Annotated in this window: 27 protein-coding genes and 2 pseudogenes; 22 read left to right on the top strand and 7 right to left on the bottom strand. The window is 35.0% G+C overall.

Annotated features, from left to right (window positions below):
* Positions 1 to 246: 246 nt before the first annotated feature.
* Positions 247 to 1,158 (bottom strand): LysR family transcriptional regulator, encoded by a 912-nt coding sequence (locus tag MKY17_RS24020; RefSeq protein ID WP_339200944.1) that lies wholly within the window; start codon positions 1,156 to 1,158, stop codon positions 247 to 249.
* A gap of 132 nt (positions 1,159 to 1,290) precedes the next feature.
* Here MKY17_RS24020 and MKY17_RS24015 point away from each other — a divergent pair, with 132 nt between their 5' ends.
* The 3 genes from MKY17_RS24015 (at position 1,291) to MKY17_RS24005 (ending at position 2,764) form a co-directional block, all read left to right on the top strand.
* On the top strand, positions 1,291 to 1,869 hold the full coding sequence (locus tag MKY17_RS24015; RefSeq protein WP_339200942.1) for a LysE family transporter: 579 nt from the start codon (positions 1,291 to 1,293) through the stop codon (positions 1,867 to 1,869).
* Between the two features lie 134 nt (positions 1,870 to 2,003).
* On the top strand, positions 2,004 to 2,444 hold the full coding sequence (locus MKY17_RS24010) for a cell wall hydrolase (RefSeq protein WP_098373244.1): 441 nt from the start codon (positions 2,004 to 2,006) through the stop codon (positions 2,442 to 2,444).
* Positions 2,445 to 2,503: 59 nt separating this feature from the next.
* Positions 2,504 to 2,764: a hypothetical protein gene (locus MKY17_RS24005; RefSeq protein WP_142324006.1), complete on the top strand. Its 261-nt coding sequence runs from the start codon at positions 2,504 to 2,506 to the stop codon at positions 2,762 to 2,764.
* A 252-nt stretch (positions 2,765 to 3,016) separates the two neighbouring features.
* On the opposite strand, the gene MKY17_RS24000 is transcribed toward MKY17_RS24005, so the two are convergent.
* The 3 genes and pseudogenes from MKY17_RS24000 to MKY17_RS23990 form a co-directional block, all read right to left on the bottom strand.
* Positions 3,017 to 3,454: a VOC family protein gene (locus tag MKY17_RS24000; protein ID WP_088085025.1), complete on the bottom strand. Its 438-nt coding sequence runs from the start codon at positions 3,452 to 3,454 to the stop codon at positions 3,017 to 3,019.
* A gap of 87 nt (positions 3,455 to 3,541) precedes the next feature.
* A pseudogene (locus tag MKY17_RS23995) lies at positions 3,542 to 4,020 on the bottom strand (IS1595 family transposase).
* A 197-nt stretch (positions 4,021 to 4,217) separates the two neighbouring features.
* Complete coding sequence (locus MKY17_RS23990) at positions 4,218 to 4,580, bottom strand: hypothetical protein (RefSeq protein ID WP_098373242.1); 363 nt, start codon at positions 4,578 to 4,580, stop codon at positions 4,218 to 4,220.
* 368 nt (positions 4,581 to 4,948) lie between these two features.
* On the opposite strand from MKY17_RS23990, the gene MKY17_RS23985 reads away from it, so the two are divergent.
* The 14 genes from MKY17_RS23985 to MKY17_RS23920 all read left to right on the top strand — a co-directional run bounded on the left by MKY17_RS23985 (position 4,949) and on the right by MKY17_RS23920 (position 16,607).
* Positions 4,949 to 5,656 (top strand): DNA alkylation repair protein, encoded by a 708-nt coding sequence (locus MKY17_RS23985; protein ID WP_141992568.1) that lies wholly within the window; start codon positions 4,949 to 4,951, stop codon positions 5,654 to 5,656.
* A 185-nt stretch (positions 5,657 to 5,841) separates the two neighbouring features.
* Positions 5,842 to 6,450, top strand: coding sequence for an undecaprenyl-diphosphatase (locus tag MKY17_RS23980; RefSeq protein ID WP_098373857.1), 609 nt, complete (start codon positions 5,842 to 5,844; stop codon positions 6,448 to 6,450).
* Between the two features lie 311 nt (positions 6,451 to 6,761).
* Positions 6,762 to 7,028, top strand: a complete 267-nt coding sequence (locus tag MKY17_RS23975) for a CPCC family cysteine-rich protein (protein ID WP_098373856.1) — start codon at positions 6,762 to 6,764, stop codon at positions 7,026 to 7,028.
* 154 nt (positions 7,029 to 7,182) lie between these two features.
* A complete protein-coding gene (locus MKY17_RS23970) occupies positions 7,183 to 7,827 on the top strand; it encodes an HAD hydrolase-like protein (RefSeq protein WP_098373855.1) in 645 nt (214 codons plus the stop codon).
* Positions 7,828 to 8,066: 239 nt separating this feature from the next.
* Positions 8,067 to 8,276, top strand: a complete 210-nt coding sequence (locus MKY17_RS23965; protein ID WP_098373854.1) for a hypothetical protein — start codon at positions 8,067 to 8,069, stop codon at positions 8,274 to 8,276.
* Between the two features lie 255 nt (positions 8,277 to 8,531).
* A complete protein-coding gene (locus tag MKY17_RS23960) occupies positions 8,532 to 9,173 on the top strand; it encodes a DUF4272 domain-containing protein (protein WP_098373853.1) in 642 nt (213 codons plus the stop codon).
* A gap of 496 nt (positions 9,174 to 9,669) precedes the next feature.
* Positions 9,670 to 10,467, top strand: a complete 798-nt coding sequence (locus tag MKY17_RS23955) for a fumarylacetoacetate hydrolase family protein (RefSeq protein WP_076370456.1) — start codon at positions 9,670 to 9,672, stop codon at positions 10,465 to 10,467.
* Between the two features lie 715 nt (positions 10,468 to 11,182).
* Positions 11,183 to 11,386, top strand: a complete 204-nt coding sequence (locus MKY17_RS23950; RefSeq protein ID WP_056522061.1) for a helix-turn-helix transcriptional regulator — start codon at positions 11,183 to 11,185, stop codon at positions 11,384 to 11,386.
* Between the two features lie 48 nt (positions 11,387 to 11,434).
* Positions 11,435 to 11,641 carry a hypothetical protein gene (locus MKY17_RS23945; RefSeq protein ID WP_098373591.1) on the top strand — a complete coding sequence of 69 codons (207 nt, stop codon included), beginning with the start codon at positions 11,435 to 11,437 and terminating at the stop codon, positions 11,639 to 11,641.
* 236 nt (positions 11,642 to 11,877) lie between these two features.
* Entirely contained in the window at positions 11,878 to 12,372 is a 495-nt protein-coding gene (locus MKY17_RS23940) for a DinB family protein (RefSeq protein ID WP_098373590.1), read from the top strand.
* A gap of 581 nt (positions 12,373 to 12,953) precedes the next feature.
* A complete protein-coding gene (locus MKY17_RS23935) occupies positions 12,954 to 13,610 on the top strand; it encodes a phosphoribulokinase (protein WP_339200937.1) in 657 nt (218 codons plus the stop codon).
* 159 nt (positions 13,611 to 13,769) lie between these two features.
* Complete coding sequence (locus MKY17_RS23930; RefSeq protein WP_339200936.1) at positions 13,770 to 14,249, top strand: VOC family protein; 480 nt, start codon at positions 13,770 to 13,772, stop codon at positions 14,247 to 14,249.
* A gap of 724 nt (positions 14,250 to 14,973) precedes the next feature.
* Complete coding sequence (locus MKY17_RS23925; RefSeq protein WP_339200934.1) at positions 14,974 to 15,858, top strand: aminoglycoside phosphotransferase family protein; 885 nt, start codon at positions 14,974 to 14,976, stop codon at positions 15,856 to 15,858.
* Positions 15,859 to 16,262: 404 nt separating this feature from the next.
* Complete coding sequence (locus MKY17_RS23920; protein WP_098373584.1) at positions 16,263 to 16,607, top strand: YolD-like family protein; 345 nt, start codon at positions 16,263 to 16,265, stop codon at positions 16,605 to 16,607.
* Between the two features lie 373 nt (positions 16,608 to 16,980).
* On the opposite strand, the gene MKY17_RS23915 is transcribed toward MKY17_RS23920, so the two are convergent.
* The 3 genes from MKY17_RS23915 to MKY17_RS23905 all read right to left on the bottom strand — a co-directional run bounded on the left by MKY17_RS23915 (position 16,981) and on the right by MKY17_RS23905 (position 18,539).
* A complete protein-coding gene (locus MKY17_RS23915; RefSeq protein ID WP_098373583.1) occupies positions 16,981 to 17,412 on the bottom strand; it encodes an ASCH domain-containing protein in 432 nt (143 codons plus the stop codon).
* 516 nt (positions 17,413 to 17,928) lie between these two features.
* The gene (locus tag MKY17_RS23910) at positions 17,929 to 18,177 is read right to left on the bottom strand and encodes a site-specific integrase (RefSeq protein WP_286177232.1); all 249 of its coding nucleotides are present in this window, start codon (positions 18,175 to 18,177) and stop codon (positions 17,929 to 17,931) included.
* Between the two features lie 53 nt (positions 18,178 to 18,230).
* Positions 18,231 to 18,539: a tyrosine-type recombinase/integrase gene (locus tag MKY17_RS23905; RefSeq protein WP_286177231.1), complete on the bottom strand. Its 309-nt coding sequence runs from the start codon at positions 18,537 to 18,539 to the stop codon at positions 18,231 to 18,233.
* Between the two features lie 304 nt (positions 18,540 to 18,843).
* Here MKY17_RS23905 and MKY17_RS23900 point away from each other — a divergent pair, with 304 nt between their 5' ends.
* The 5 genes and pseudogenes from MKY17_RS23900 (at position 18,844) to MKY17_RS23880 (ending at position 21,715) form a co-directional block, all read left to right on the top strand.
* Entirely contained in the window at positions 18,844 to 19,104 is a 261-nt protein-coding gene (locus MKY17_RS23900; protein WP_098373582.1) for a hypothetical protein, read from the top strand.
* Between the two features lie 9 nt (positions 19,105 to 19,113).
* On the top strand, positions 19,114 to 19,380 hold the full coding sequence (locus MKY17_RS23895) for a hypothetical protein (protein ID WP_098373581.1): 267 nt from the start codon (positions 19,114 to 19,116) through the stop codon (positions 19,378 to 19,380).
* Positions 19,381 to 19,498: 118 nt separating this feature from the next.
* Positions 19,499 to 20,161 (top strand): DUF421 domain-containing protein, encoded by a 663-nt coding sequence (locus tag MKY17_RS23890; protein WP_098373593.1) that lies wholly within the window; start codon positions 19,499 to 19,501, stop codon positions 20,159 to 20,161.
* A 147-nt stretch (positions 20,162 to 20,308) separates the two neighbouring features.
* Positions 20,309 to 20,788, top strand: a pseudogene (locus tag MKY17_RS23885) (alpha/beta hydrolase); the annotation flags it as partial.
* Between the two features lie 576 nt (positions 20,789 to 21,364).
* Entirely contained in the window at positions 21,365 to 21,715 is a 351-nt protein-coding gene (locus MKY17_RS23880; protein ID WP_144530032.1) for a VOC family protein, read from the top strand.
* Positions 21,716 to 21,814 lie beyond the last annotated feature (99 nt).

Genomic DNA, 21,814 nt, shown 5'->3' with positions numbered 1-21,814 from the left:
TCTTTAATACTATGCTCCTTCACTCATAACTTCTAATTGTTAATATGCATGAAAATGATACCTAAAAGGTATTAATAGAAGGTTTGCCCCTTTTTGGTCATAAAAAATCCCTCAAATAGACTATCGAGAACATCAAGTTCTCTTTTTTACTGTCCATTTAAAGGGAGAATGTTTGTCATGCGGATTCCTTCGGCAAGCTTGTCCGCCCAAAAAATCTTTCTCTGGCTAGCATATATGACCATGATTTTATTTAATTAAGACATTCATTTTCTCGGTGTTACTAAACGAGTTTAAAACAACTTCAACAAAAGCCTCTACTGCTGGAGAAAGCCATTTTTTCTTTTTTATCAGCATATAGGAATAAATGGGATCGAGCTTTTCAGAATGACCAAGGATTTTAAGCTTGCCGCTCTCTACTTCTTCTTTCACTGTAATATAAGGCAAAACAGAAAACCCAAGTCCGCTCATGACAATCTGTTTGATCGCTTCTATACTCCATAACTCCATGGTTTGAAAGTTATCCATTTCATGCTTTAATAGATACCTTTCAAACATGGTCCGATAACTGCAGCCTTCTTCATTTGTGATGAAAAAATGGTTGGTGTTGGTGCCGCCTTTTTTATATTCATCAAAAGAATCAGGACCATCAGGACTGCACACAAGAACTATTCTTTCCTCAATCAAGGAATAATGAATGCATTTTTCAGGATTTATTTCCGGATAAACCATTAAAGCGACATCTACCCGCCCGCTTATTAAGTCGATTTGGTTTTGGCCACATGTACCGTTGGTTAATATGATTTTGACATCAGGATATTTCAAGGAATAATCCCTTATTATTGGACCTAACCTGGAGATTGTTAAAGACTCTGGTGCCGCCACTTTTAAAATACCCTTAACTTCGTTGGTGCAGTGCATATTCTTGATCTGTTCGTGGGTGGAAAGTAAATCTTCCGCTAAAGGCATCAAGTCTCTGCCTAGGGCAGTAAGCTGCAAATTTCTATTTGCATAAGTGAAAAGTTCCCCGCCAATCTCATGCTCAAGCGCTTGTATATGTGAAGTTATCGTGGATTGAGTATAACCCAACTTCGAAGCAGCCCTTGTATAACTTCCTATTTCTACAATCGTCTGAAACGTTATAAGGTGTCTAATTTCCATATCGTTTCTCCTTAAGTTGGATGATGTATCGAAAAAAATGATAATGAATTTTTTAATTTCAATTTTATTTATAGATATAGACATCTTACAATAAAGACTGTTCGTTAGGAAATTGTAAATGAAGGGGAGATTATGAGTATAATAGCATTTCTATCGTATGTGATTATCACATCGATTACGCCTGGTCCAAGTAACATCTTATTGATGAATGAAGCAAGGAGATTTGGCTTTTTGGGGTCTTGGCGGTTCACTGGCGGCATCTTGGCAGGATTTGCAGCATTAGGGATCATGAGCGGAGTATTTACAGCAAGCCTCTACAATTGGATCCCTATTGTAGAGCCATATTTTAAAATAGCCGGTGCAGCGTATCTACTTTACTTAGCTTGGCAGATTGGCATGCCCAAAGGTTCAAAGAAGGAATCCAGAGATGTGCAGTCTTCTTTTTTATCTGGTTTCATTCTTCAAATTATCAATGTCAAAAGCATATTGTTTTATTTAACCGTGTTGAGTGCGTTTATTTTGCCGTTTAATGAGTCGCTTAAATTCGTTGTTATCTATTTAGCGATAACTATTTTTCTGGGATGGATGGCATTGCTTCTGTGGTCAGGATTCGGCTCGCTGTTCAAAGATTTTTTCGCTAAACATGACAAGCCATTTCGGTTAATTATGTGTTTGTTATTGATTTACTCCGCCGGTACAATTTTTGTGTGATTACTCAAAAAGTAGCTGTCTTTAAGTTCTTATCCTGCAAAAAAACATTAAGCTTTAAAAATTAAGCAATCTTAATTTATGATCAATGACATTAATGCAGTCTTTTTTTCATACGATATTTTTGGGGTGAAAAAATGGCAAGAGTAAGTTACCGGAGTTCAGACGTCGACTTAATGGCAAGGATGATGAGAGCAGAGGCCGAAGGTGAAGGAAAACAAGGGATGTTATATGTTGGAAATGTAATTGTTAATCGTCTTAAAGCGAATTGTACAGACTTTATAGATTTAAGAACAATTCCACAGGTCATTTATCAAGTACAAGGAGGAAATTATTCTTTTGAAGCAGTTCAAAAAGGTAATGTATTTTATCAAAGAGCAAGATCTGCTGAAAAAAGATTAGCAAAACAGAATTTGGATTATTGGAGAGAACACCCAGGGAAATATGCCCTTTGGTATTTTAATCCATATGCGCCATGCCCTCCAACATGGTACGATCAACCTTTTGCTGGTCAATTTAAAAATCATTGTTATTATGAACCCAAACCTGGAACATGTGAAAGTGTTTATACCGGTTAGGCTGTCTGGAGGCGGACTATTATTTCATTTCAAGGAGCTGATCGGCAGCTCCTTTTTTTATGCAACAAACGGGTACTTCAACAAGGAATTGTGGATTGTATGGTAAAGTAAAGGAAAATAATGGCGCGTTGTTTGGGGGATTTTTAGTGAAGGATATTATATTTTTTGTTGTTGGGTTATTCATTCTCTATATAGTTATTGAAACAGCAGTAAGAAAAGGAATTAATAGTTCAATTATTGGTCAATTTCTTGAAAAAAAGTATGGAGTTAAAGCAGATAAAAGGTCTTTTCTTGATGATGATTTAGATAATGATAAATAAAACGGATTGGAGGTTGCTGCGGCAGCCTTTTTTAATTTAAGGCTCTGTTAAATTTAAATGTTCATTTTTTATATAATAAATTAGGGAAACCTTCATTTGTAAAGGTTCCCCATTTTTTTTTAGCTAATGCCCCCGTTTGTCCAACAAGAGGAAAGAACGACTGTCCATAAAAAAGACAGCCGTCCAGTCTGAAATATCAGTGTGTTTAGTTAAGCGAAAGTGCTTCTATATATATGTCAGCATATCGTCTGTTTATTTGATTTTCTCCGCCAACTCTAAAATAATTCCCTCTGGACCACGAACGTAGCATAACTTATAACTTTCTTCATATTGCTGTATTTCACTAAAGATTTCCGTGCCCTTCTTTTTCAATTTTGCAACAATAGCTTCAATATCTTCAACAGCAAAGCAAATATGTCGGATACCCAGCGTATTTGCAAAAGGTTGCTGAATATCTTTTTCATCTGACGGCGTATAAAATTTGACTAGCTCTATCCATGCCTGACCATCTGGCATCCCCAATCCTACACATGCCGTTTTAACATCATTAAGCCCAACTATTCGGTCCAACTGTTCTCCATCCAATTCCCATTCCGCTTGCACTTCAAGTCCTAAATCAAGAAAAAACGCTTTAGCCTCTGAAAGATCATTTACGTTTATACTCACATGATCTATTCTATTGATCTTCATATCTCATACCTCCTTGAGATCAAGTGCTCATTGCAGAATTATTCAACAAACTTATTGCAAATTCCTGTCACGATTGTTAAATAAGCACTATACAGCGAATTTTGATAAGCGTAAACTATCGTAAGTATCTGTCATTTCAAAGACGATGATAATTGAAAATCTTTAATATTGTGCTTTGTGTTTTCGTTACTGCGGCTATCGACAAACAAAAACCAGGCTAGGTAGTTATCAAGGTACTTCGTTGCGACACCTTTAAATCGGTTTATGAATTGTTTCAATCGGGAATGGAGACCATTAACGTTTTGAATATGATATAAGCCCTTAATAACGTGTTTACCATCGTTTGATTTAATTCTGTAATTCTCAATGCCTTTTTCTTTTGCCTGCGTTTTGTAGGCTCCCCAAGCATTTGTTACAAAGCGAGTCTCCCTCATTTCATTTATTAAACGTCCACCGACAGAGGAAGAAGGATCAACATAACGTTTTACCCATTGATAGACTTGTTCTTTTTTTGTAAGGGTTAATTTATCAATGTGATTTAATAAATTGCTAAACGCCTTGTCCATCCTTATAACCTCCCCGAATACTTGTTCCTATATTAATTATATAAGGGAATCAGGGAGGTTTCAATTATCAACATTTACTTTTAATACAGCCTAATTTAAAACAGTAACTAGTTAATTATGAACTCTTTTATTAAAACAAATTCAACAAGACAACAATAATCTTCCACAAACAGACGCCATTTTGTGGAACAGCACATTTATTCAGCGTCTTTCCCAGTGCGACGAAATTCGGCGTAGAACACCTTCCGTTTTTCTGGTTCGGATTCAATATTTTCGATAAAAGCTGTTTTGGCTTCCTCCAGTAACAAGCCCTTTAATACCCGAAGCTTTATTGGTCCTACTCCTGGCAACTTATCAGATATATGTACTTCGAAATCCCCCAGCCGTTTATAAAAGCGAATGCTGCCAAGCCCGATTCTTTCCACTTCCCCCAAGGTATATGCAAATTCAAATCGTTGCTGAATGAATGAAGATACCTCAGGCAGCCCTAAACCTTCATAGAGGGGAGGGAATTCGTGGGAAACTGGAGGTTCTTTGAATGATATTGAAGAAATCTTCAAATGGATACTCCTCCTTTGGTGGAAGAAAGACAGACATACGTTGCTTATATTATTGTGCAATGCCAATTTTTTAAACATCCTTTTCAGTGGTCGTGCTTTCCTGTAGCCAGGAAGTGATGATTATCGCTTTTGAAGATAGAACAGGCATCGTGAAGAATTGTACTTAAACTGGAAGGTTATTAGATGGTAATATTACATAATTAGAAAAGAGGCCTAAATAATGACCGATTTAAACCTGCGTAACACTCATGTACTTAGACGGTAGTTTTGCTGACAAATGGTAGTTTGTTATAGTATAGGATAATGGTGATATATTTGATGGGCAAAATATTAGGGGGAAAACTCCGTAAAGAAGGAAGTGCTAAGCGATGAATTTAGAGATGGTTATGCAGGAACTTGAAGCCCTTGGCAAGGAACGAACTAAAAAAATGTACATATCCAATGGTGCGCATGAGCCGCTTTTTGGCGTGGCTACAGGCGCTATGAAACCAATTGCAAAGAAAATAAAAATAAGTCACCGTTTAGCTGAAGAGCTTTATTCCACGGGGAACTACGATGCAATGTACTTTGCAGGCATTATTGCAGATCCAAAAGCCATGACTGAGTCGGATTATGATCGTTGGATCGATGCTGCGTATTTTTATATGCTGTCCGATTTTGTAGTGGCCGTAACTTTAGCAGAGTCGGATATTGCACAAGAAGTTGCTGATAAATGGATCGCAAGCGGTGAAGAGCTGAGAATGTCAGCGGGCTGGAGTTGCTACTGCTGGCTTTTAGGGAATCGGCTTGACGTTGAATTTTCAGAAAGCAAGATTTCCAATATGCTTGATATTGTGAAAAATACGATTCACGATTCGCCAGAACGAACGAAATCCGCTATGAATAATTTTCTATACACCGTGGGGATTTCATATTTGCCACTCCATGAAAAGGCAGTCGAGACTGCAAAGGCAATAGGAATAGTGGAAGTCAAACGGGACAAGAAAAAAAGCAGTTTTCTAAATGCTTACGAAAGTATTCAAAAAGAAGTCGATAAAGGAAGGCTTGGTTTTAAACGTAAATATGTAAGATGTTAAAAAAATTGGCCTCGCATTATGATTGGTTACAAGAAAATATCCTTCTTAAACTAAACGTGTGCTTTACTTCAATAAGGAAGGTTGCTGAGGCAGCCTTTTTCTCTAGGTCTAATTGATGTTCATCTTATTTACATAATGGAACTTAATAAAGTTAAAGTGCTAATACAATCAGGAGGAATTTTTCAATGGCTTTGTCCGAAATGAATAGTACATTGTTTAGAATGATTAATAATCTAGGTAAACAATACACGGATTTAAATCCTTTCTTTGTATTCATCGCTGAATACATGATTTTTTTCTTATTATTGGCGGTCCTGATGTTTTTGTTTTCTCGAAGAAATAAAAATAGAATCATGGTAATCTGCGCATTTATTACATTAGTTATCTCGGAACTATTGGCAAAAATAGCAGGGCAATTCCACTCGAATAATCAACCATTTGCTGAGTTGCCAAACGTTAATAGGTTAGTTGAAAAAGCAGTCAATAATTCCTTTCCAAGCGACCATACGATCATATTCTTTTCATTTTGTATAACCTTCTGGTTGTTCAAAAGGGGTTGGGGGATTTTATGGGTGATTTTGGCTGTACTTGTAGGTATTTCGCGAATTTGGGTAGGTGTCCATTATCCAGCAGATGTTCTTGTCGGAGCCATCATCAGTATCGTTTCAGCCACGATCGTTTGCAAAATTGTTCTTAAGTTAAGTCTGACTAAGAAATTTTTGGGGAATCAAGACGAACCATCCATTCTATCTGCCCTATCCGAACAAAAGAAAGGTAAGTCTAAGGACTTTTAAAAAAGAGCCTTAATATACTACCAAATTAGCAGACCAAATCGATCATTGCTTCACTTGCACTTTTGCGTTTTAAGTCTAGTTTAAAGTACCGAACGGAAGAAGCAAAAAGCAAATGGAGCAGGACAGAAAATGATGCTTTTATCAAAAGAAAACGTTCTGATGTTCTTCTTGAACAATTTTTAAACTAAAAGGCTGATAGCTAAACGAAGGGTTGCTGCGGCAACCTTTTTTTTAGGGAATAATGGGGCAGTTTAGTTGAAGAATTATGTTTAACTATAAAAAAGAATAACAAACAACTAAGAGGTGATTGTATGAAATATACTTGTCCCTGCTGTGGATATAAAACATTAGATGAAGAACCGACCGATACATATGAAATTTGCAAAATATGCTTTTGGGAAGATGATGGTGTTCAATTTCGAGACCCTTATTACGAAGGCGGGGCAAATGAAGTTTCATTATGGCAAGCACAAAAAAACTTTGTTAAGTTTGGGGCATGTGAAGAAGGATGTATTGCTTTTGTAAGAAAGCCAAATAAGAAGGATATAAAAGACCCTAATTGGAAACCGTTTATTTAGATAAAGCTTTTAAGCTAACGGGCACTTTACTTCAATAAGGAGTTGCCTTGGCAGCTCATTTAACAGAGCAGGTTATTGTGTGGACAACAGAATATTGCAAGTTAAATATTAATATGTTCTTGCTTAATTTTCATTTTTGCAAAGGGGGAAGAAAATGTCACAATCATTGATTTTTGATATGGATGGTACATTATTTCAAACAGATAAAATTTTAGAAATATCCCTTCAAGAAACATTTGATCATTTGAGAAATTTGAGTTTGTGGGAGCATAAAACGCCCATTGAAAAATACCGAGAAATTATGGGAGTACCTTTACCAGTTGTATGGGAAACCTTATTACCTGAACATTCGAGCGAAATCAGACAACAAGCAAATGAATTATTCCACGAGAAATTAATTACTAATATTAATGTAGGTAATGGTGCTTTATATCCGGATGTAAAGGAAGTTTTTGGCCATTTAAAAGATAATGATTGTGCAATATACATAGCAAGCAATGGGCAAATAGAATATTTAAATGCAATCGTAAAGTATTATCATTTAGATAATTGGGTTACGGAAACATTTAGTATACAACAAATACAATCTCAAAATAAGTCAGATTTAGTACATACAATAGTGAACAAATATAACGTTGAAAAAGGTGCTGTAATTGGTGATCGATTATCAGATATTAAAGCAGCAAAAGATAATAGTTTAATAGCTATAGGGTGTAATTTTGATTTTGCTCAAGAAAATGAGCTTGCACAAGCAGATATCATCATTAACAGCTTAGTTGAATTGAAAACAGTTTTATAAAAATTAAATGACAAAAGCAATAAGGGAAATAAGGCAATAAGGTGCGTTAGGTGAAGATCAGCGCTGTCCTTAAGGCAGCTTTTTCTTTTTGCAACATATGGGGAAGGTTAAGAAGATACATGGATCTGTATTATTGAGTGCCAGCGCATGTTATAATGAATGACTTACGATAATTACTGTTTTTGGACGGATGCCAAGTAAAGCCTCCGCATAGCGATAAAAAATGGAGGTGTAAGAGATTGAATAAACAATGGACGATTGGCAAAATTAAAGAATTTGTTGAGAACAATTCGGAAAGTAAGTTGCTATCGACGGAATACCACGGTTTTTCTCAAAAGTTACTATTTAAATGTACGTGTGGTAGCAATTTTGAAAAAACGTTTACGAAGTTTAAAAATAATAAACAACGTAAATGTGACGTGTGCCAACCGCCTAAAGCTGCACGATAACGGATAGTGAATAAACGAAGTGCTGATTCCTTTAAGGGAAGTTGGCACTTTTTTTAAAATAGGGTAATAGAAGTGGATTTCCTAAGGGGAGGTCTAGAAGAATTATTCCTTCTCAAAACTAGCGGGTGCGTTAGCTTTAAAAAAGGGCTGTCATAAGGCAGCCCTTTTTTATGCAACTAAAGTCTCAGGAAAGTTGAGATTAATGGTATAATAAAAGATGGTGTGTGGAAAGTTTTTCTAATAGTGAGGTGCGGAATGAGAAGTTTGAAAAATAGAAAAAAAAGATCCGAAAAAATATTAAAGACCCTAAAGGTACCAATAAATAAACATTTACCCTTAACGGAAAATGAAGAAGAAGTTTCCCTTAGAACAAAGGAAGAGATCATTAACAGAATTATTCCATTAGCGATAGTCGCAGCAAAAGCGATGGAGGCTCCGCTAGAAAAAATTGAGGAATTTATTGAAAGGTATAATGCAAATGAATTATTCACAGAAGAAGAAAAAAAGTTTTTAATGAAAGAACATCTGAATCAGAACGAGCTGATCCAGTACTCTTGGAAGCTGGAATGTATCTGGCTTCTGCTTTGGTCTGTAAATCTAATATCCGATATAGACGTTCCAGCCGATACGTGTAATGCTGAATATGTTTTTGAGACGGTTTTTCTTCATTCTAAACAAGAGTTGCTTGATAAATCCTCTATAAAACCAACCAGTGATATATTAGATAGCCTTGATTTTATTTATAGAGCACATTGGGCGGTACGAGAAGCTCAAATAAATCATTTGGAAGTTCCATCATCTCTAAATGAAGGCGTTGTATATGAAAGACACTACACTCTTAATTGGCTAGTAAATTATATGGATCAAGAATGGGAAGAAATAAGTACAGATACATAAAAGCACGAATACTTTTATGCTCTCATATCAGGGGCGAATGATCAGAGTACTTCAAACAAGGAAGGTTGCTGAGGCAGCCTTTTTCTTATGGTACTAACGAGACAGGTTAGCTGGATAAGGGACGAATTACCAGTACAAAAGTTTTCATATTTTGAGATAATCAATAAGCACCAAGATTTTGAATGTAATAGGGTGTATTAGTTGTAATTGTATAAATGAAATTAAGTGAACATTTCATGGGGAATGTATTACTAGGGCTACCAATCGGAAAATTTATTGCAGCCTATATAAGGCAATACACAGATAATAAATTGTAGGTTCCATAAAATACATAGTTAAATAATTTAATCTTATTGAACTAAAGGTCGGTTTAGTAGAAGATGGAGTTGCGACGAGAGCTCTTTTTTCACGTAAAAGAACAGGCATGTTATAGTATAGGAGAACCGGATTTTATTTTATCTGAGGTAATCTTTATCATCAAAGGAGTTTTTTCATAATGCATGTGCTACAAAAAACACAAAAAATAGTTCGCTATCAGAATCAACAGGGCAATATACATTACGGTATTGTTGAGGATGAGATGATATTACAACTGTCTAGCAGTTTTGCTGAACTTGTCAACAAGGAAATAAAGTATGACGGGGTAGAGCTGAAATATAGTGACGTAAAAATTCTGGAACCTGTAAAACCTTCGAAAGTTGTTAATTTCGGCTGGACATATGCAGGTCATGCAAAGGAAACCGGGGGAGAGGCAAACCTTGTAGAACCATTTCTCTTCTTAAAGCCATTATCTTCGCTTATTGCAGACAAGGAGAAAATTATCCTTCCTCCAAACGAGCTATCCAACCAAGTGGAGCTCGAAGGGGAAGTAGCCTTGGTGATTGGAAAGCGCGGAAAAAACATCAAAGAAGAAGATGCGCTTGATTATGTGTTCGGTTGCACGATATTTAATGACGTCACAGCAAGAGACCTTACAAAAAAAGATCCACAGTTTACGCGGGGCAAAGGATTTGATACATTCGGACCTTTGGGACCGTGCATCGTTACCGGGGTAGATCCCACTAATTTGCGGATTGTGACCACTTTAAACGGCCGCGTTGTCCAAGACGGAAATACCAATGAAATGTCTCTAAGCATTCCGTTTCTAATCAGCTGGCTTTCACAGGTAATGACACTGGAGCCAGGTGACATTTTGGCTACGGGTTCACCATCTGGCAGCTGCCCGATCAAGTCGGGGGATGAAGTCGTTGTTGAAGTCGAGAACATCGGTCGATTAACTAATGATGTTCAGTAAGATTTGCCAGCAATCTTAATAACCACGAATGATAAATAGTTAGCAAAGATCGGAGCTGTCTTTAAGGCAGCTCTTTTTCTTATGGAACTAAAGGGGCAGGATAGTGAGCACTCGAGAGATATAGCTATCATACTGAGGGAGTTGAATACTATTAAAACTAAAATTGTTCAAATGATGAAATATTTTGCTACTTCCATTGACATTTGTTTTGAAAAAGATTAACATGAAATCAACTTCACATGAAGTTAACTTCATGTTAAATAAACTTCACTCCAGGTGAATAAGTTGGTTAGGAGAGGTATGATTGAAAAATCTATTCATACAGCGTTTTTTAGTCTCAACTGTGGTAATTATATTGGGAATCATTCAAATAATTCTCGATACATCACTAAGATCAAATTTTGGTTATATCATAGTATTCCTAGGTGGAATAATTTTGTTGTACTCAACAATTTCTTACATTACATCCCGTAAGAATAAATCACTAGAAAAGGAATTATCGAAGGAGTACGACGAAAGAGATGCTTTAATTGATGGGAAAGTTGCTCGCTTTTCCTTGCATATTCTTATGTGCGAAATTTTTATTCTTATGTTTATAACTAATTTCGTCGTTATCCCAACAAATACTGCATTATTTGTTGTCTTAGTATCATTAATGATTAGTCAAATTGGGTCTAGAAAGTATTACAATCTTGTCCTTTAATTCGGAGGATTTATGAAAAATAGAGTAAAAGAATTGCGAATAGAAAATGGAATAACACAACAACAATTAGCTGATAAAGTAAGTGTATCTTCTAGAACAATCATCTCATTAGAAAAACAAAAGTATAATCCATCTGTGCTACTTGCGTATAAAATAGCATCAGTTTTTAATTTATCAATTGAAGAAACTTTTATTTTTGATGAGGATGACAAATAATACATTTCACCAAGATGCACATATTAAACAAACAACGGAGGAACATAAATGCTTATTGTATTATTTATTTTTGGGGCTGTTTTAATAGTTTGGGGTATTTATCGTATGAAAACAGATGATGGCTTATTTGGAAAAAACCAAAAGAGTAAAAACATATTCAATTTACTGCTAATGGGAGAAGCTTCAGGATTAGGGCAATTTTTGAGTGGAATTCTGTGTATTATTATAGGGATTATCGCATTTATTTTGAAGTAGTTATATATAAGAATTTTCAATTTTTCACTGAAATATTGTGAATGAAATCACTTAAACAAACGGGTGCGGTAGCTGAAGATCAGAGCTGTCATTATGGCAGCTTTTTCTTTATGCAACTAAAGGGGCAGGTTGGCTTAATAAGAACAGGACAATCAATATACTATGTAGAATATAATTAAGATGACATTGTTTAAAGATTTAGAAAAAACAGTATATAAAAATTGGGAGTGTTTGTTATGGTTCATGCAAAAGATGTTTTATCGGATCAGTTGTTGGCAAATGCTAATGACCCAAGTTGGTACCTCCCATTTTCAGATTCAGTAGAAAGATTGTCTGAGGAACATGCATTTTGGAAGCCAAACGAAGAAAGTAATAGTATTGCTGAAATTGTGCAGCATCTACTATATTGGAATCAAACATGGCAAAAAAGGTACCAAAAATCTCACGTTGATGCTGTGCCTTCAATAGGAAATAATAATAACAGCTTTATTATTCCTGAAAATCATACTTTTGCTGACTTAAAAAAACAACTATTAGAGGTGCTTTTACGTTGGCAAGAGTTATTATCTGAAGAAAAAGTTGAGGGAGAAGTTAATGGTTATCCTGGACACGTGAAATGGTGGGCAATACTCGGAAATGTGTCAACTCATAACGCATATCACATTGGTCAGATCATTTATATCCGGAAGTTGCAAAATAACTGGAAAATAGATGCAGGAGTAAATAAATAAATAAAAGTTGCACTAGTGCCTACTTGAACTAACGGGTGCGTTAGCTGAAGATCGGAGCTGTCTTTAAGGCAGCTTTTTCTTATGCAACTATCGGGGCAGGTTAGTTTAACAAGAATTATCCTGAAAATATGGTGGTGTATAATAAATTTTAGTTGAGGGGGAGATTGGTATAAATAGAAAGCTAAGTTTAAGCATTTTAGTAAGTATCATTATTCTAATTGGGGTCTTTTGGTTAGATAATTTAAATGTTTCAAGAATCCTTGTGATATTAGGAATTGTTAACTTATTTTTTACTTTAATTGTATTAACCAAAAATAAAAATTAACCGTTATAAAATGTATTACTTTAACAAGATATGTTTTTCTTATTGAGATAAAGGGTGCGTTAGCTTGAGAACAGGGGCTGCCATTTGGTGGCCTTTTTGCTTAATGAACTAAAGGGGCAGGATAGTTGATGAGTACTGTTTGATCTTTATTCAACAATTGGCCATATTCTGGAGTAAGAAAGGAAATCAGATGCTTCATCTGGAATTTGTAAGTTATGCCTGAAAAGAGCATTATTTTAGTAAAAGGAGGAGAGGGATGGATAAGTTATTACAAGAAATCATAAATTGGGTCAGAATGACTGATGATCAGATTGTTATTGGCATTTCAGGACATGGTGCTGCTGGAAAAACGACGTTTGCCAATAGGCTCGCAATCCTACTAAATCATAATGAAGTGAATTATATTAATACAGATCCATATATTGTTAGTTCGAACATACGAAAGCATGCAATTATCGACTATACATATCAAAACGAAAATCATCGTTATAAAATGACGGCTTGCCATCCATCAGCTCATCATTTGCATTCTTTAGAAAGAGATGTTCAGATGGTTAGAGATGGTTTAGATTTATATACAATTGATACGCATTATATGAAAAGTGAGTTAATTTCTTCGAAAAACAAAGTAACGATTGTAGAAGGAATGAGTGTCGCATTTATTAATCCAGATTTATTTGATTTAAAAATTTACTTCTATACAGATGGTGAAACGGAATTAATGAGAAGGTCGAGCCGTGATATTGTTGAGAGAGGAACCAATATCAATTATTTAAGGCAGTCTCATGAAGAACGTCGGATTCAGTACGAAGTATTTATGCATCCATACAGTCAGCGCTTTGATATTATTATCAAAACTTTTGATGAAGCAATATGTCTAGAAAAAAATACATTTGAATTTAAATGCAAATAATCAACTATTTGTTGTGTTTAGAACGGGTGCGTTAGCTGAAGATCGGAGTTGTCTTTAAGGCAGCTTTTTTTTATGGAACTATCGGGGCAGATTAGTTGTATAAAACATGTGTTTATCTATAATTGGTAATATATTCATAATTGTAGAGGGGTTGAGAACTTGATAGAAGGAATATTTGAAGCACATTTGCCTGTAAAAAACTTAGATGTTTCAATGGAGTTTTATAAAAAGCTGGGTTTAGAATTTGCATGGCGTGATGAAGAAACTGCTTTTTTTTGGATTGAAAAAGGAAAAAGTTGGCTAGGTTTGTGGGAAGGAAATGAGTATCAAACGCCATACCATCCTTCCTTACGACATATTGCTTTTCGAGTTTCATATGAAAATTTAAAAGAATCTTTAAAATGGTTAGATTCTATTCAAGTTAAAGTCGTGCCATTTGGTAGTAGAAAATCTATTGAGCCATTTATTCGACCATATTCAGAAAATGCTTCCGTTTACTTTGAAGACCCTGATGGTAACAGTTTGGAAATGATGTGTTCTGTTGAAGTTCCTAATGCTTTAAAACATATTACTGATAAGCTGTCCTTTGAAGATTGGGAGGAATTAGCTAAAAGTAAATTTAAAAAAGAGAAGGCATAATTAATTTTGTATCTTAATGAACTAACGGGTGCTTTACTTCAATAAGGAAGGTTGCTGAGGTAGCCTTTTTCTTATGGCACTAAAACTAAAAGGGCAGGTTTTTTACAAGTGAAGTGTGTTCGTACTGTGTAGCTACATCGAATAACAATACTTTTAATCATTAGTATGTTATAGTTAATTAGAGTTAAAATTAGATTTATATGGGGCACCTCCTGACTTCTCTTAGTCATCTTCCCTCTGTAATAGAAGGGAGACTAGACGATATGTCCTTAGACCACATTAAAACAATGTTAGAAACCTTAAAACAGTATAATAACTGTGAAATAACATTAACTTTCAAAAACAAAAATGGTATACCGTTACTGTCTGTATGCTATGACAATAATTGTTATGAACTAACACATTTGGATACACAAATTATCGAAACCTGTGACGATATAAAATCTACTATCTCAGCTATTGAAAAAGTTATGCAAGATAGTTCTAAAAAAACCTCTAATTAATAGAGGTTTTTTTGTTTCACATTTTAGTTGCTTTGGCAGCTCTTTTTCTTATGGAACTAAAGGGGCAGGATAGTGGGATAAGATGTCCTTGTAGTAGTAAGTATATGGTACATTAAATGTAATCAAATTAAAGGGGTTGATAAGGATGCGTTTATCAAATAAATTTGTGACTGTAACTGGTTTTTGGGTGATGAATAAATAAAATTATAGGGAGAAATTAAATGATAAAAATCGACGTAGATTTAGTTTCGAAGTTAATAAATAGCCAATTTCTAGAGTGGTCTAATTTGGAAATTAAACCTGTTAAAAAAAGTGGAAATGATAATAAAACTTTTCACTTAGGCAACAGTATGAGCGTTAGGTTACCAAGTGATGAAGCCTATGTACCCCAAGTTGAAAAAGAACAAAAATGGTTACCCATTTTAGCCAAGCATCTTTCTACACCAATATCTGAACCATTAGCTAAAGGAGAACCAAGTGAGGATTACCCACATCCTTGGTCAGTCAACAAATGGTTGGATGGAGAGACATTAACTTTAGAAAATATAGATGATTCAAATCAATTTGCAAATGATTTGGGGAAATTTTTAGTTGAATTACAATCTATTGACGCCAGTGAAGGTCCCTTAGCTGGCGAACATAATTTTTATAGAGGCGGAGATATTGTTGTATACGATGATGAGTGTAGAGATGCCATTAATAATAATGTAAATACTTTTAATAAACACCTATTGAAAGAAATTTGGGAATTGGCATTAACTTCAAAGTGGGCTGGTGAACCAGTTTGGGTCCACGGTGACATAGCCCCAGGAAATATATTAATTGAAAATGGTAAATTGTGTGCGGTTATTGATTTTGGGATACTGGGAGTAGGAGACCCTTCTTGCGATGCTGCAATGGCTTGGACTTTTTTTGATGATAGTAGCAGAAAGACATTTAAGAATGCATTGAATTTTGATGCAGAAACTTGGAATAGAGCAAGAGGTTGGGCTTTATGGAAGGCTTTAATAACCTACAACTATAATAAACAATCAAACAAAGCAGTCGCAGATGAACATTGTAATATTATAGAAGTAATCATTAATGATTACGAAACTGAAAGATAAAGGCATTAAAATAGAATTTTTTATTGCACTAACGGGTGCGTTAGTTGATTAAGGATCACAAAAATAATCTATCTTTTTTATAAAATAATCAAGAAGTTTAAAAATATATGTTGTTCGAAAAAGGGGAGGGTATAGATTGCCTTCCCCTTTGTGTATACAGATAAATTTGTATGACTGTATTGTTTATAATGTACTCGATTTTGTATCTCAAAACAGTTTAGAGATTGAATTGGTGCGTTTTTGAGTGGATTAATAACTCTATGTACTCAAATTCATGTCCCCAATGTACTTATCTTTGTGTCTTCGTACAATTGGAAAAGCCCTTCTCTGGAACAGGCATTTTTTTCTACCTTTCATAAGAACATTAGTTCGTATATAATAAATAAAAAGGAGGGATCTTTCTGATGAGTACAATTCGTGATAGAGGGCTCGTTAAATGGCAAGCAGCGCTGATTATGCCAGAACATAAAGCTTTAAATAAAAAAATGGGTGAGGTTGATTACTTCCTAAATAAAAAACCTGTCCTAGATGAATACCAGGTTGAAGAATTTGAAAACAACATTCATTATGCGATGGAATATCATTTACCGATAAGTTTTATATTGCATAACGATGGAAATCCAATTGAACTGCATGGATACTGTGTGTATATTGATCCTGTCACGAAAGAGTTAAGTATTCAGAAGAAAGATAGTTTCTTTGAGAAAATTAAATTTAATGAAATTATTAATGTAATCGTTGAGGATTAAAACATTATTTGTACATATTCTGTAGTGTGTCATGAACACAAAAAAGCTTCACACAATTAAGTGTGAAGCTTGATGTAATAGCGATTCTTCGCTATTGGTGATACCGATGGCCGGGGTCGAACCGGCACTCCAGAGGAACACGATTTTGAGTCGGGCTAAAAAATGTTAAATTCCCCATTTGCGGAAACCGATATCCCCTAAAAACCATCATATTTCTCCCTCTTTTTGAACCGCGCAATGGGGAAACAAGCAAAAATTAGTCTCAGAACTATGAAAAACCACCAAAAAAACAGTAAATTCCTAATCAAATGGCAACCCCAAAGAGAACCACAAGCATAGAATTTCCAGATTCAGTGCCACTATGGTTAGATACTTATATCTTTCCGCTAAACTCCCACAGCCCAAGCTGCCCTTTTGCAGGAATATATTCATCGAGCATCCGCATGTCCTCAATTTCCCAGGCATAGCCGCCAACTCTGTAATCCCCTAAAAACAAGTCGTTCCCTGAAATAACCCGACTATCTTCTAAGACCGCCCAGTTTCCATTGTTTTCTTCTATTTTCAAACAGTTTTTCAGCTTGCAGACTCCAATTATCATTCCGGTCGGCAGATTATCTTCTGTATACCCATGCTTAGCCAGCAGCTCGGCAACTCCATCCAGTCTACAGGCGGGCTTATCTACTTTTTTGCTCGTATGAATAGCAAAAGGACCCCGATAATGCGTTCTCCAAGTCCTTGTTTCATATTCGGCTTCCCTAAGGACAAATAAGCTTGCCCAAGGCTGGATCATCGACAGTACTTTCATTATTAATCCCCCTGCTCCTGACAGCATTAAGTTAATTGATTATATAGTTCCCTTGAATAAGGATAATATAGACTGTATCTAGATTTAATGTTCTCTTTTTGCCATAAAAAAGACAGCTAACCAAAATGTACGCTGTCCTCGTGGTCCTAACTATATTTTGTTGCAACACTAAGTGCATGTGGACATAATAGATGCTAGTGCATTATTTTGGCAGTTCTACAGTAAACGGTTATAACTTTTCACTGTCGATAAAGCTAGAAAAATCGAATTGTAGAACAGTTTTCTCCTGCCTAAAATCAGCTATTTTTTCCTTTGTTTTGTCTATTAACTTGTGCTTAACGGCAGCTCACAAGGGAATACCCTAAAAAAGGCAATACTAAAGACACCTTGCAACATCGAATTTTTTTCCATACTATAAGGGTAAGGAAATTCCATATTTAGTTTTATAGGATTATTGATTTAAAATGTTTGGAGGCAGGGTATTGCGAGTACCTTGTCTCTTTTTTTTCATTCGACTTAATTTCGTACCCTTTTTTTATTTATATTTTCAATCGGTGAAAACTCTTTGTGCTTTCTGATAACGTCATCAGAAAACAAATTCACATAGTGCTTTACCATGTCCATTGATGTATGTCCTAAAATTGCTTGAAGTTCAAAGATACCAGCAGATGCTTCTACAGATAATCGAGCAAAAGTATGTCTGAATTTATGACAAGTAGCTTGGATATTTATCGCTTTACCGTATCTGGATATTTGCGATTGCATCTGTCTTTTAGTTAATGGATCATTGTCGATATTTACAAATAGAAAATCATGTTCTAATACTCTCTAATCGAGAGGTATCGTTGGAGTTGTTCTTTCATCCTGTCTTGAATCGGTACGAAGCGTTGTTTGTATCCCTTTGTGTTTTGAATCAGTATTCTTGAGCGCGAGTAATCAATGTCTTTTATATTGATTCCTATACATTCAGATGCCCTTATACCTGTTTCAAGCAGCATCATAATTGTTAAGTCTCTGATGCCTGTAAATTTTCTATGATTAGGTTGTTTAAAGAGAAGGTCAAGTTCATCATTTGTATATGTTGGAACAGCGCACTTCCTATCTTTTAACAGCTTTATTTCACTCATTGGATTTTGTTTCTTCGTTATTAGCCGTTCTCTAACGAGGAAATTAAAGAAAGCTCTTATCTCCCTTAAACGCGTGTTAATAGTTACGGTCTTACAATTCTTGCTTTTCATATAACGAATGTCGCTTCGATTCAATGGTTTGAGAATTAGATAAGAAAAAAAGGATATACTGGAATAAAAGGGTTTTAATTAGAATTTTTTACCATTACACCTTCTATGAGACAGATAATTTTGTAGTAAGTGTAGAATTAACTGAGGAAGAAATTAAAGAACTCGGGTTCAATGAGAAGGAGGAAGAAGAGTAATGAATAAAGACAACCTATTTATATATATTCATCCTGCATCTACAAAGACTGATGTTGATTTCTTTGGATATGATCATGAGGACACCAAATTTGAAGCACCTACACTGGCTAAATTAGAAAAATTTGATGATCTTTCTAGTTGGCTTCATAAAATGCCTGAGGGCTCAAAAGTTCATTTAGCTGATATAACTTTAACTGTTTCAAATAACACTATTGAACTTAAGGATGAAGAATACACAAAAAAAGGCATAGAGATTTAGGAGTAACAAATGAAGATTCAAATTGAGGTTCAATTGTTTGCGAACGGTGCTAATTTCTTACAGTCTGGTAGTTGTTCAGTAATAACAACTGACTTTAGAAAAGAACCGGAATGGACTGCTGCCGTATCAGCTTATGAGTGGATACAAAAGATAAAAAACACCGTTCGCTATCCAGACGACTTTCAAATTGTTAGAGTTGTTTACAACGGAGAAAATGACATTACAGATTTAGTAAGAAAAGTACGCCCTATAATAAAAGATGATTTACTTTTTTAGAAAAAACCAACTAATATTTTGGATTAGACAACCCTTAAACCAAAGAATTTAGAGGGCTTTTTTCATTTTAGTAGCCGTTATCTCAATGAAATTTGAAACATACTTAAAGGAGCTTTTCATGGAAGACTTAATACAACCAATTATTCGTACAGTTATTTCCTATATAGTCTTACTTGTTTTTACATACTTATTTGGTAAACGTATGAATTCCCAACTAAATTATTATAGTTTTGCTTTATCTGTAACAGTTGGCTCCTATATTGCGAATATGGGATTTGATACAAACCTTCAATTTTTTCCAACACTTGCTTCCTTTCTAACACTGATTTTTATCTTTTTCCTTTCTTCTCTTTTTTCTTTTAAACAAAGAGGTTTTCGAAAATACTTATCGGGAAAGCCTCTTATTATTATTGAAAAAGGGGAAATCAATGAGTTCAACATGAAAAAAGCTAAATATTCTATCGATGATTTAAAACAGCAAATCAGGGAACAAGGGCTATTTAAGATAGATCAAATCGAAACAGCCATACTCGAAGTAAGCGGAAAACTTTCGATTCAAAAAAAAGAAGAATACCAGCCATTATTGAAGAAGGATATAGATCTAATAACTTCAGAAATTCCTATTGAACTCATATTTAATGGTGAAATTATTACAAAAAATTTAACCTCTTTATACAACGAAGAATGGGTTATGAAACAATGCAAAGATCGAAAAATCACGGCTAAGGATGTTCGATATGGAGTTGTTGGCAGGAATGGAGTTTTTTATGTAATGAATTGATAGGTGATAATTTTGCTCCATTCTGGAATTTTAACGTCACAAGTCTCATAACGTCCTATTTGTCAATTTAACTGGATAAAATGAAAAAAGTCCCTTTAACATGTGGGGCCTAGACATCCCCTGCTTTAACTTGAGGGAGGGAATCCAGACAACATTTCTATTGCTGGCGACAGCGCAGGTGGACATCTTGCTTTAGTAACGTGTTTACGATTAAAAAAACAAGGCCATTTGATGCCTAAACGGCAAATTCTAATTTACCCAATGCTTGATGCAAAGGCATCAAGCGATAGTTATAAAAAATTCGGTGATGATTATGTGGTGACAGCCGATGCTTTAGTAAGTGGCTTTGAGGCTTATTTATCAAATTGTCTACCCCCTGAGCACCCAGAAGCAAGTCCGTTATACTCAGATGATCTCGAAGGGCTACCAGAGACTCACATTTTAACTGCTGAATTTGACCCTCTTGTCGACGAAGGTGAAGATTTTTATCGTCGTTTACTTAATGCAGGGGTAGAAGCACAATGCCAACGGTACCTTGGAGTTACACATGGCTTTTTTCAGTTAGGTGTTATTAGCCTAGCAGGTAGAAAGGCAATTCAAGATGTCGCTACCATATTATCTAATTGAGATTATATAAAGATTTTATTAGGTGGTGGTAGAATGGATAATTGTCTTAATAGTATATTATCAATTGTCTAACCTAGAAAATTAATGATTACTCCATTAAAGGGCGCGATTCTTGAAGAAGTTTCGCTTTTCTTAATGAACTAACGGGTGCGTTAGCTGAAGATTGGAGCTGTCTTTAAGGCAGCTTTTTCTTTATGCAACTATTGGGGCAGGTTAGTTGAAGTAGGTGTGTTTGGGTAATATAGGAATAAGAGGTGAATTTGATGGAGGATTTTTTATTTTATTTACTTGCATTCTTAGGTATTTTACTTATGTTTATTAGCGTCATTAATATGTGGATTATAGACACGAAAAATAAGAAGAGTGAACAAAAGAAAAGTAAATCAATCCATGTAAAGTTACTGATAGTTGGGTTAATTATTTTTATCTTATCCCGTATCTTACATGGACAACTTCTTTGATGGTTACATATGACATTTCTTATTCAGCTAACGGGGCAGGTTACGAATAAAGAAGGGAATATAAAACTTAAAGCGAATGAATTTATTTAACAAATTCGGTTTAGGAGTGAGAAATATGAACCCCATATTAAATCAAATCGGAACAATTTTTATTCCCGTAAGTAATATTGAAAAAGCTCGAAAATGGTATTGTGACTTATTGGGGTTAGCAGCAGATGGTGAGATATTATACGGTCACTTATATATTGTACCTATGAACGGAATAGGGATTGTTTTAGATAGCAAGATTTATTCAGAAGAAAATATTTTTAAAACTCCAGTTTTTCATTTTAACAGTAATAAAATAGAAGAAGCATATGAATATATTAAGGGAAGAAAAGTGGAATTAACAACAGAAATTATGCATAATCATTGGTTTAATTTCAAAGACCCTGATGGGAATCATTTAATGGTATGTAAGTGTTAAACTTTTGAACGGGACTAAAGATAATGAGTGTTGCTGCGGTCATTTTTCTTGTTGAACTAACGAGTGCGTTAGTTCATTAAAGATATGAGATCCTTGAGG

This window comes from Peribacillus sp. FSL P2-0133 (assembly GCF_037975445.1).
Lineage (GTDB): Bacteria > Bacillota > Bacilli > Bacillales > DSM-1321 > Peribacillus > Peribacillus simplex_E.
The sequence above is the reverse complement of the archived record's forward strand: the minus strand, read 5'-3'. Positions and strand labels throughout refer to the sequence as shown.

Coding starts and splice junctions, on each gene's coding strand:
- MKY17_RS24020 (WP_339200944.1), bottom strand. CDS start 1,158: ATGGAAATTAGACACCTTATAACGTTTCAGACGATTGTAGAAATAGGA.
- MKY17_RS24015 (WP_339200942.1), top strand. CDS start 1,291: ATGAGTATAATAGCATTTCTATCGTATGTGATTATCACATCGATTACG.
- MKY17_RS24010 (WP_098373244.1), top strand. CDS start 2,004: ATGGCAAGAGTAAGTTACCGGAGTTCAGACGTCGACTTAATGGCAAGG.
- MKY17_RS24005 (WP_142324006.1), top strand. CDS start 2,504: ATGCAACAAACGGGTACTTCAACAAGGAATTGTGGATTGTATGGTAAA.
- MKY17_RS24000 (WP_088085025.1), bottom strand. CDS start 3,454: ATGAAGATCAATAGAATAGATCATGTGAGTATAAACGTAAATGATCTT.
- MKY17_RS23985 (WP_141992568.1), top strand. CDS start 4,949: ATGAATTTAGAGATGGTTATGCAGGAACTTGAAGCCCTTGGCAAGGAA.
- MKY17_RS23980 (WP_098373857.1), top strand. CDS start 5,842: ATGGCTTTGTCCGAAATGAATAGTACATTGTTTAGAATGATTAATAAT.
- MKY17_RS23975 (WP_098373856.1), top strand. CDS start 6,762: ATGAAATATACTTGTCCCTGCTGTGGATATAAAACATTAGATGAAGAA.
- MKY17_RS23970 (WP_098373855.1), top strand. CDS start 7,183: ATGTCACAATCATTGATTTTTGATATGGATGGTACATTATTTCAAACA.
- MKY17_RS23960 (WP_098373853.1), top strand. CDS start 8,532: ATGAGAAGTTTGAAAAATAGAAAAAAAAGATCCGAAAAAATATTAAAG.
- MKY17_RS23955 (WP_076370456.1), top strand. CDS start 9,670: ATGCATGTGCTACAAAAAACACAAAAAATAGTTCGCTATCAGAATCAA.
- MKY17_RS23950 (WP_056522061.1), top strand. CDS start 11,183: ATGAAAAATAGAGTAAAAGAATTGCGAATAGAAAATGGAATAACACAA.
- MKY17_RS23945 (WP_098373591.1), top strand. CDS start 11,435: ATGCTTATTGTATTATTTATTTTTGGGGCTGTTTTAATAGTTTGGGGT.
- MKY17_RS23940 (WP_098373590.1), top strand. CDS start 11,878: ATGGTTCATGCAAAAGATGTTTTATCGGATCAGTTGTTGGCAAATGCT.
- MKY17_RS23935 (WP_339200937.1), top strand. CDS start 12,954: ATGGATAAGTTATTACAAGAAATCATAAATTGGGTCAGAATGACTGAT.
- MKY17_RS23925 (WP_339200934.1), top strand. CDS start 14,974: ATGATAAAAATCGACGTAGATTTAGTTTCGAAGTTAATAAATAGCCAA.
- MKY17_RS23920 (WP_098373584.1), top strand. CDS start 16,263: ATGAGTACAATTCGTGATAGAGGGCTCGTTAAATGGCAAGCAGCGCTG.
- MKY17_RS23915 (WP_098373583.1), bottom strand. CDS start 17,412: ATGAAAGTACTGTCGATGATCCAGCCTTGGGCAAGCTTATTTGTCCTT.
- MKY17_RS23910 (WP_286177232.1), bottom strand. CDS start 18,177: ATGCAATCGCAAATATCCAGATACGGTAAAGCGATAAATATCCAAGCT.
- MKY17_RS23905 (WP_286177231.1), bottom strand. CDS start 18,539: ATGAGTGAAATAAAGCTGTTAAAAGATAGGAAGTGCGCTGTTCCAACA.
- MKY17_RS23900 (WP_098373582.1), top strand. CDS start 18,844: ATGAATAAAGACAACCTATTTATATATATTCATCCTGCATCTACAAAG.
- MKY17_RS23895 (WP_098373581.1), top strand. CDS start 19,114: ATGAAGATTCAAATTGAGGTTCAATTGTTTGCGAACGGTGCTAATTTC.
- MKY17_RS23890 (WP_098373593.1), top strand. CDS start 19,499: ATGGAAGACTTAATACAACCAATTATTCGTACAGTTATTTCCTATATA.
- MKY17_RS23880 (WP_144530032.1), top strand. CDS start 21,365: ATGAACCCCATATTAAATCAAATCGGAACAATTTTTATTCCCGTAAGT.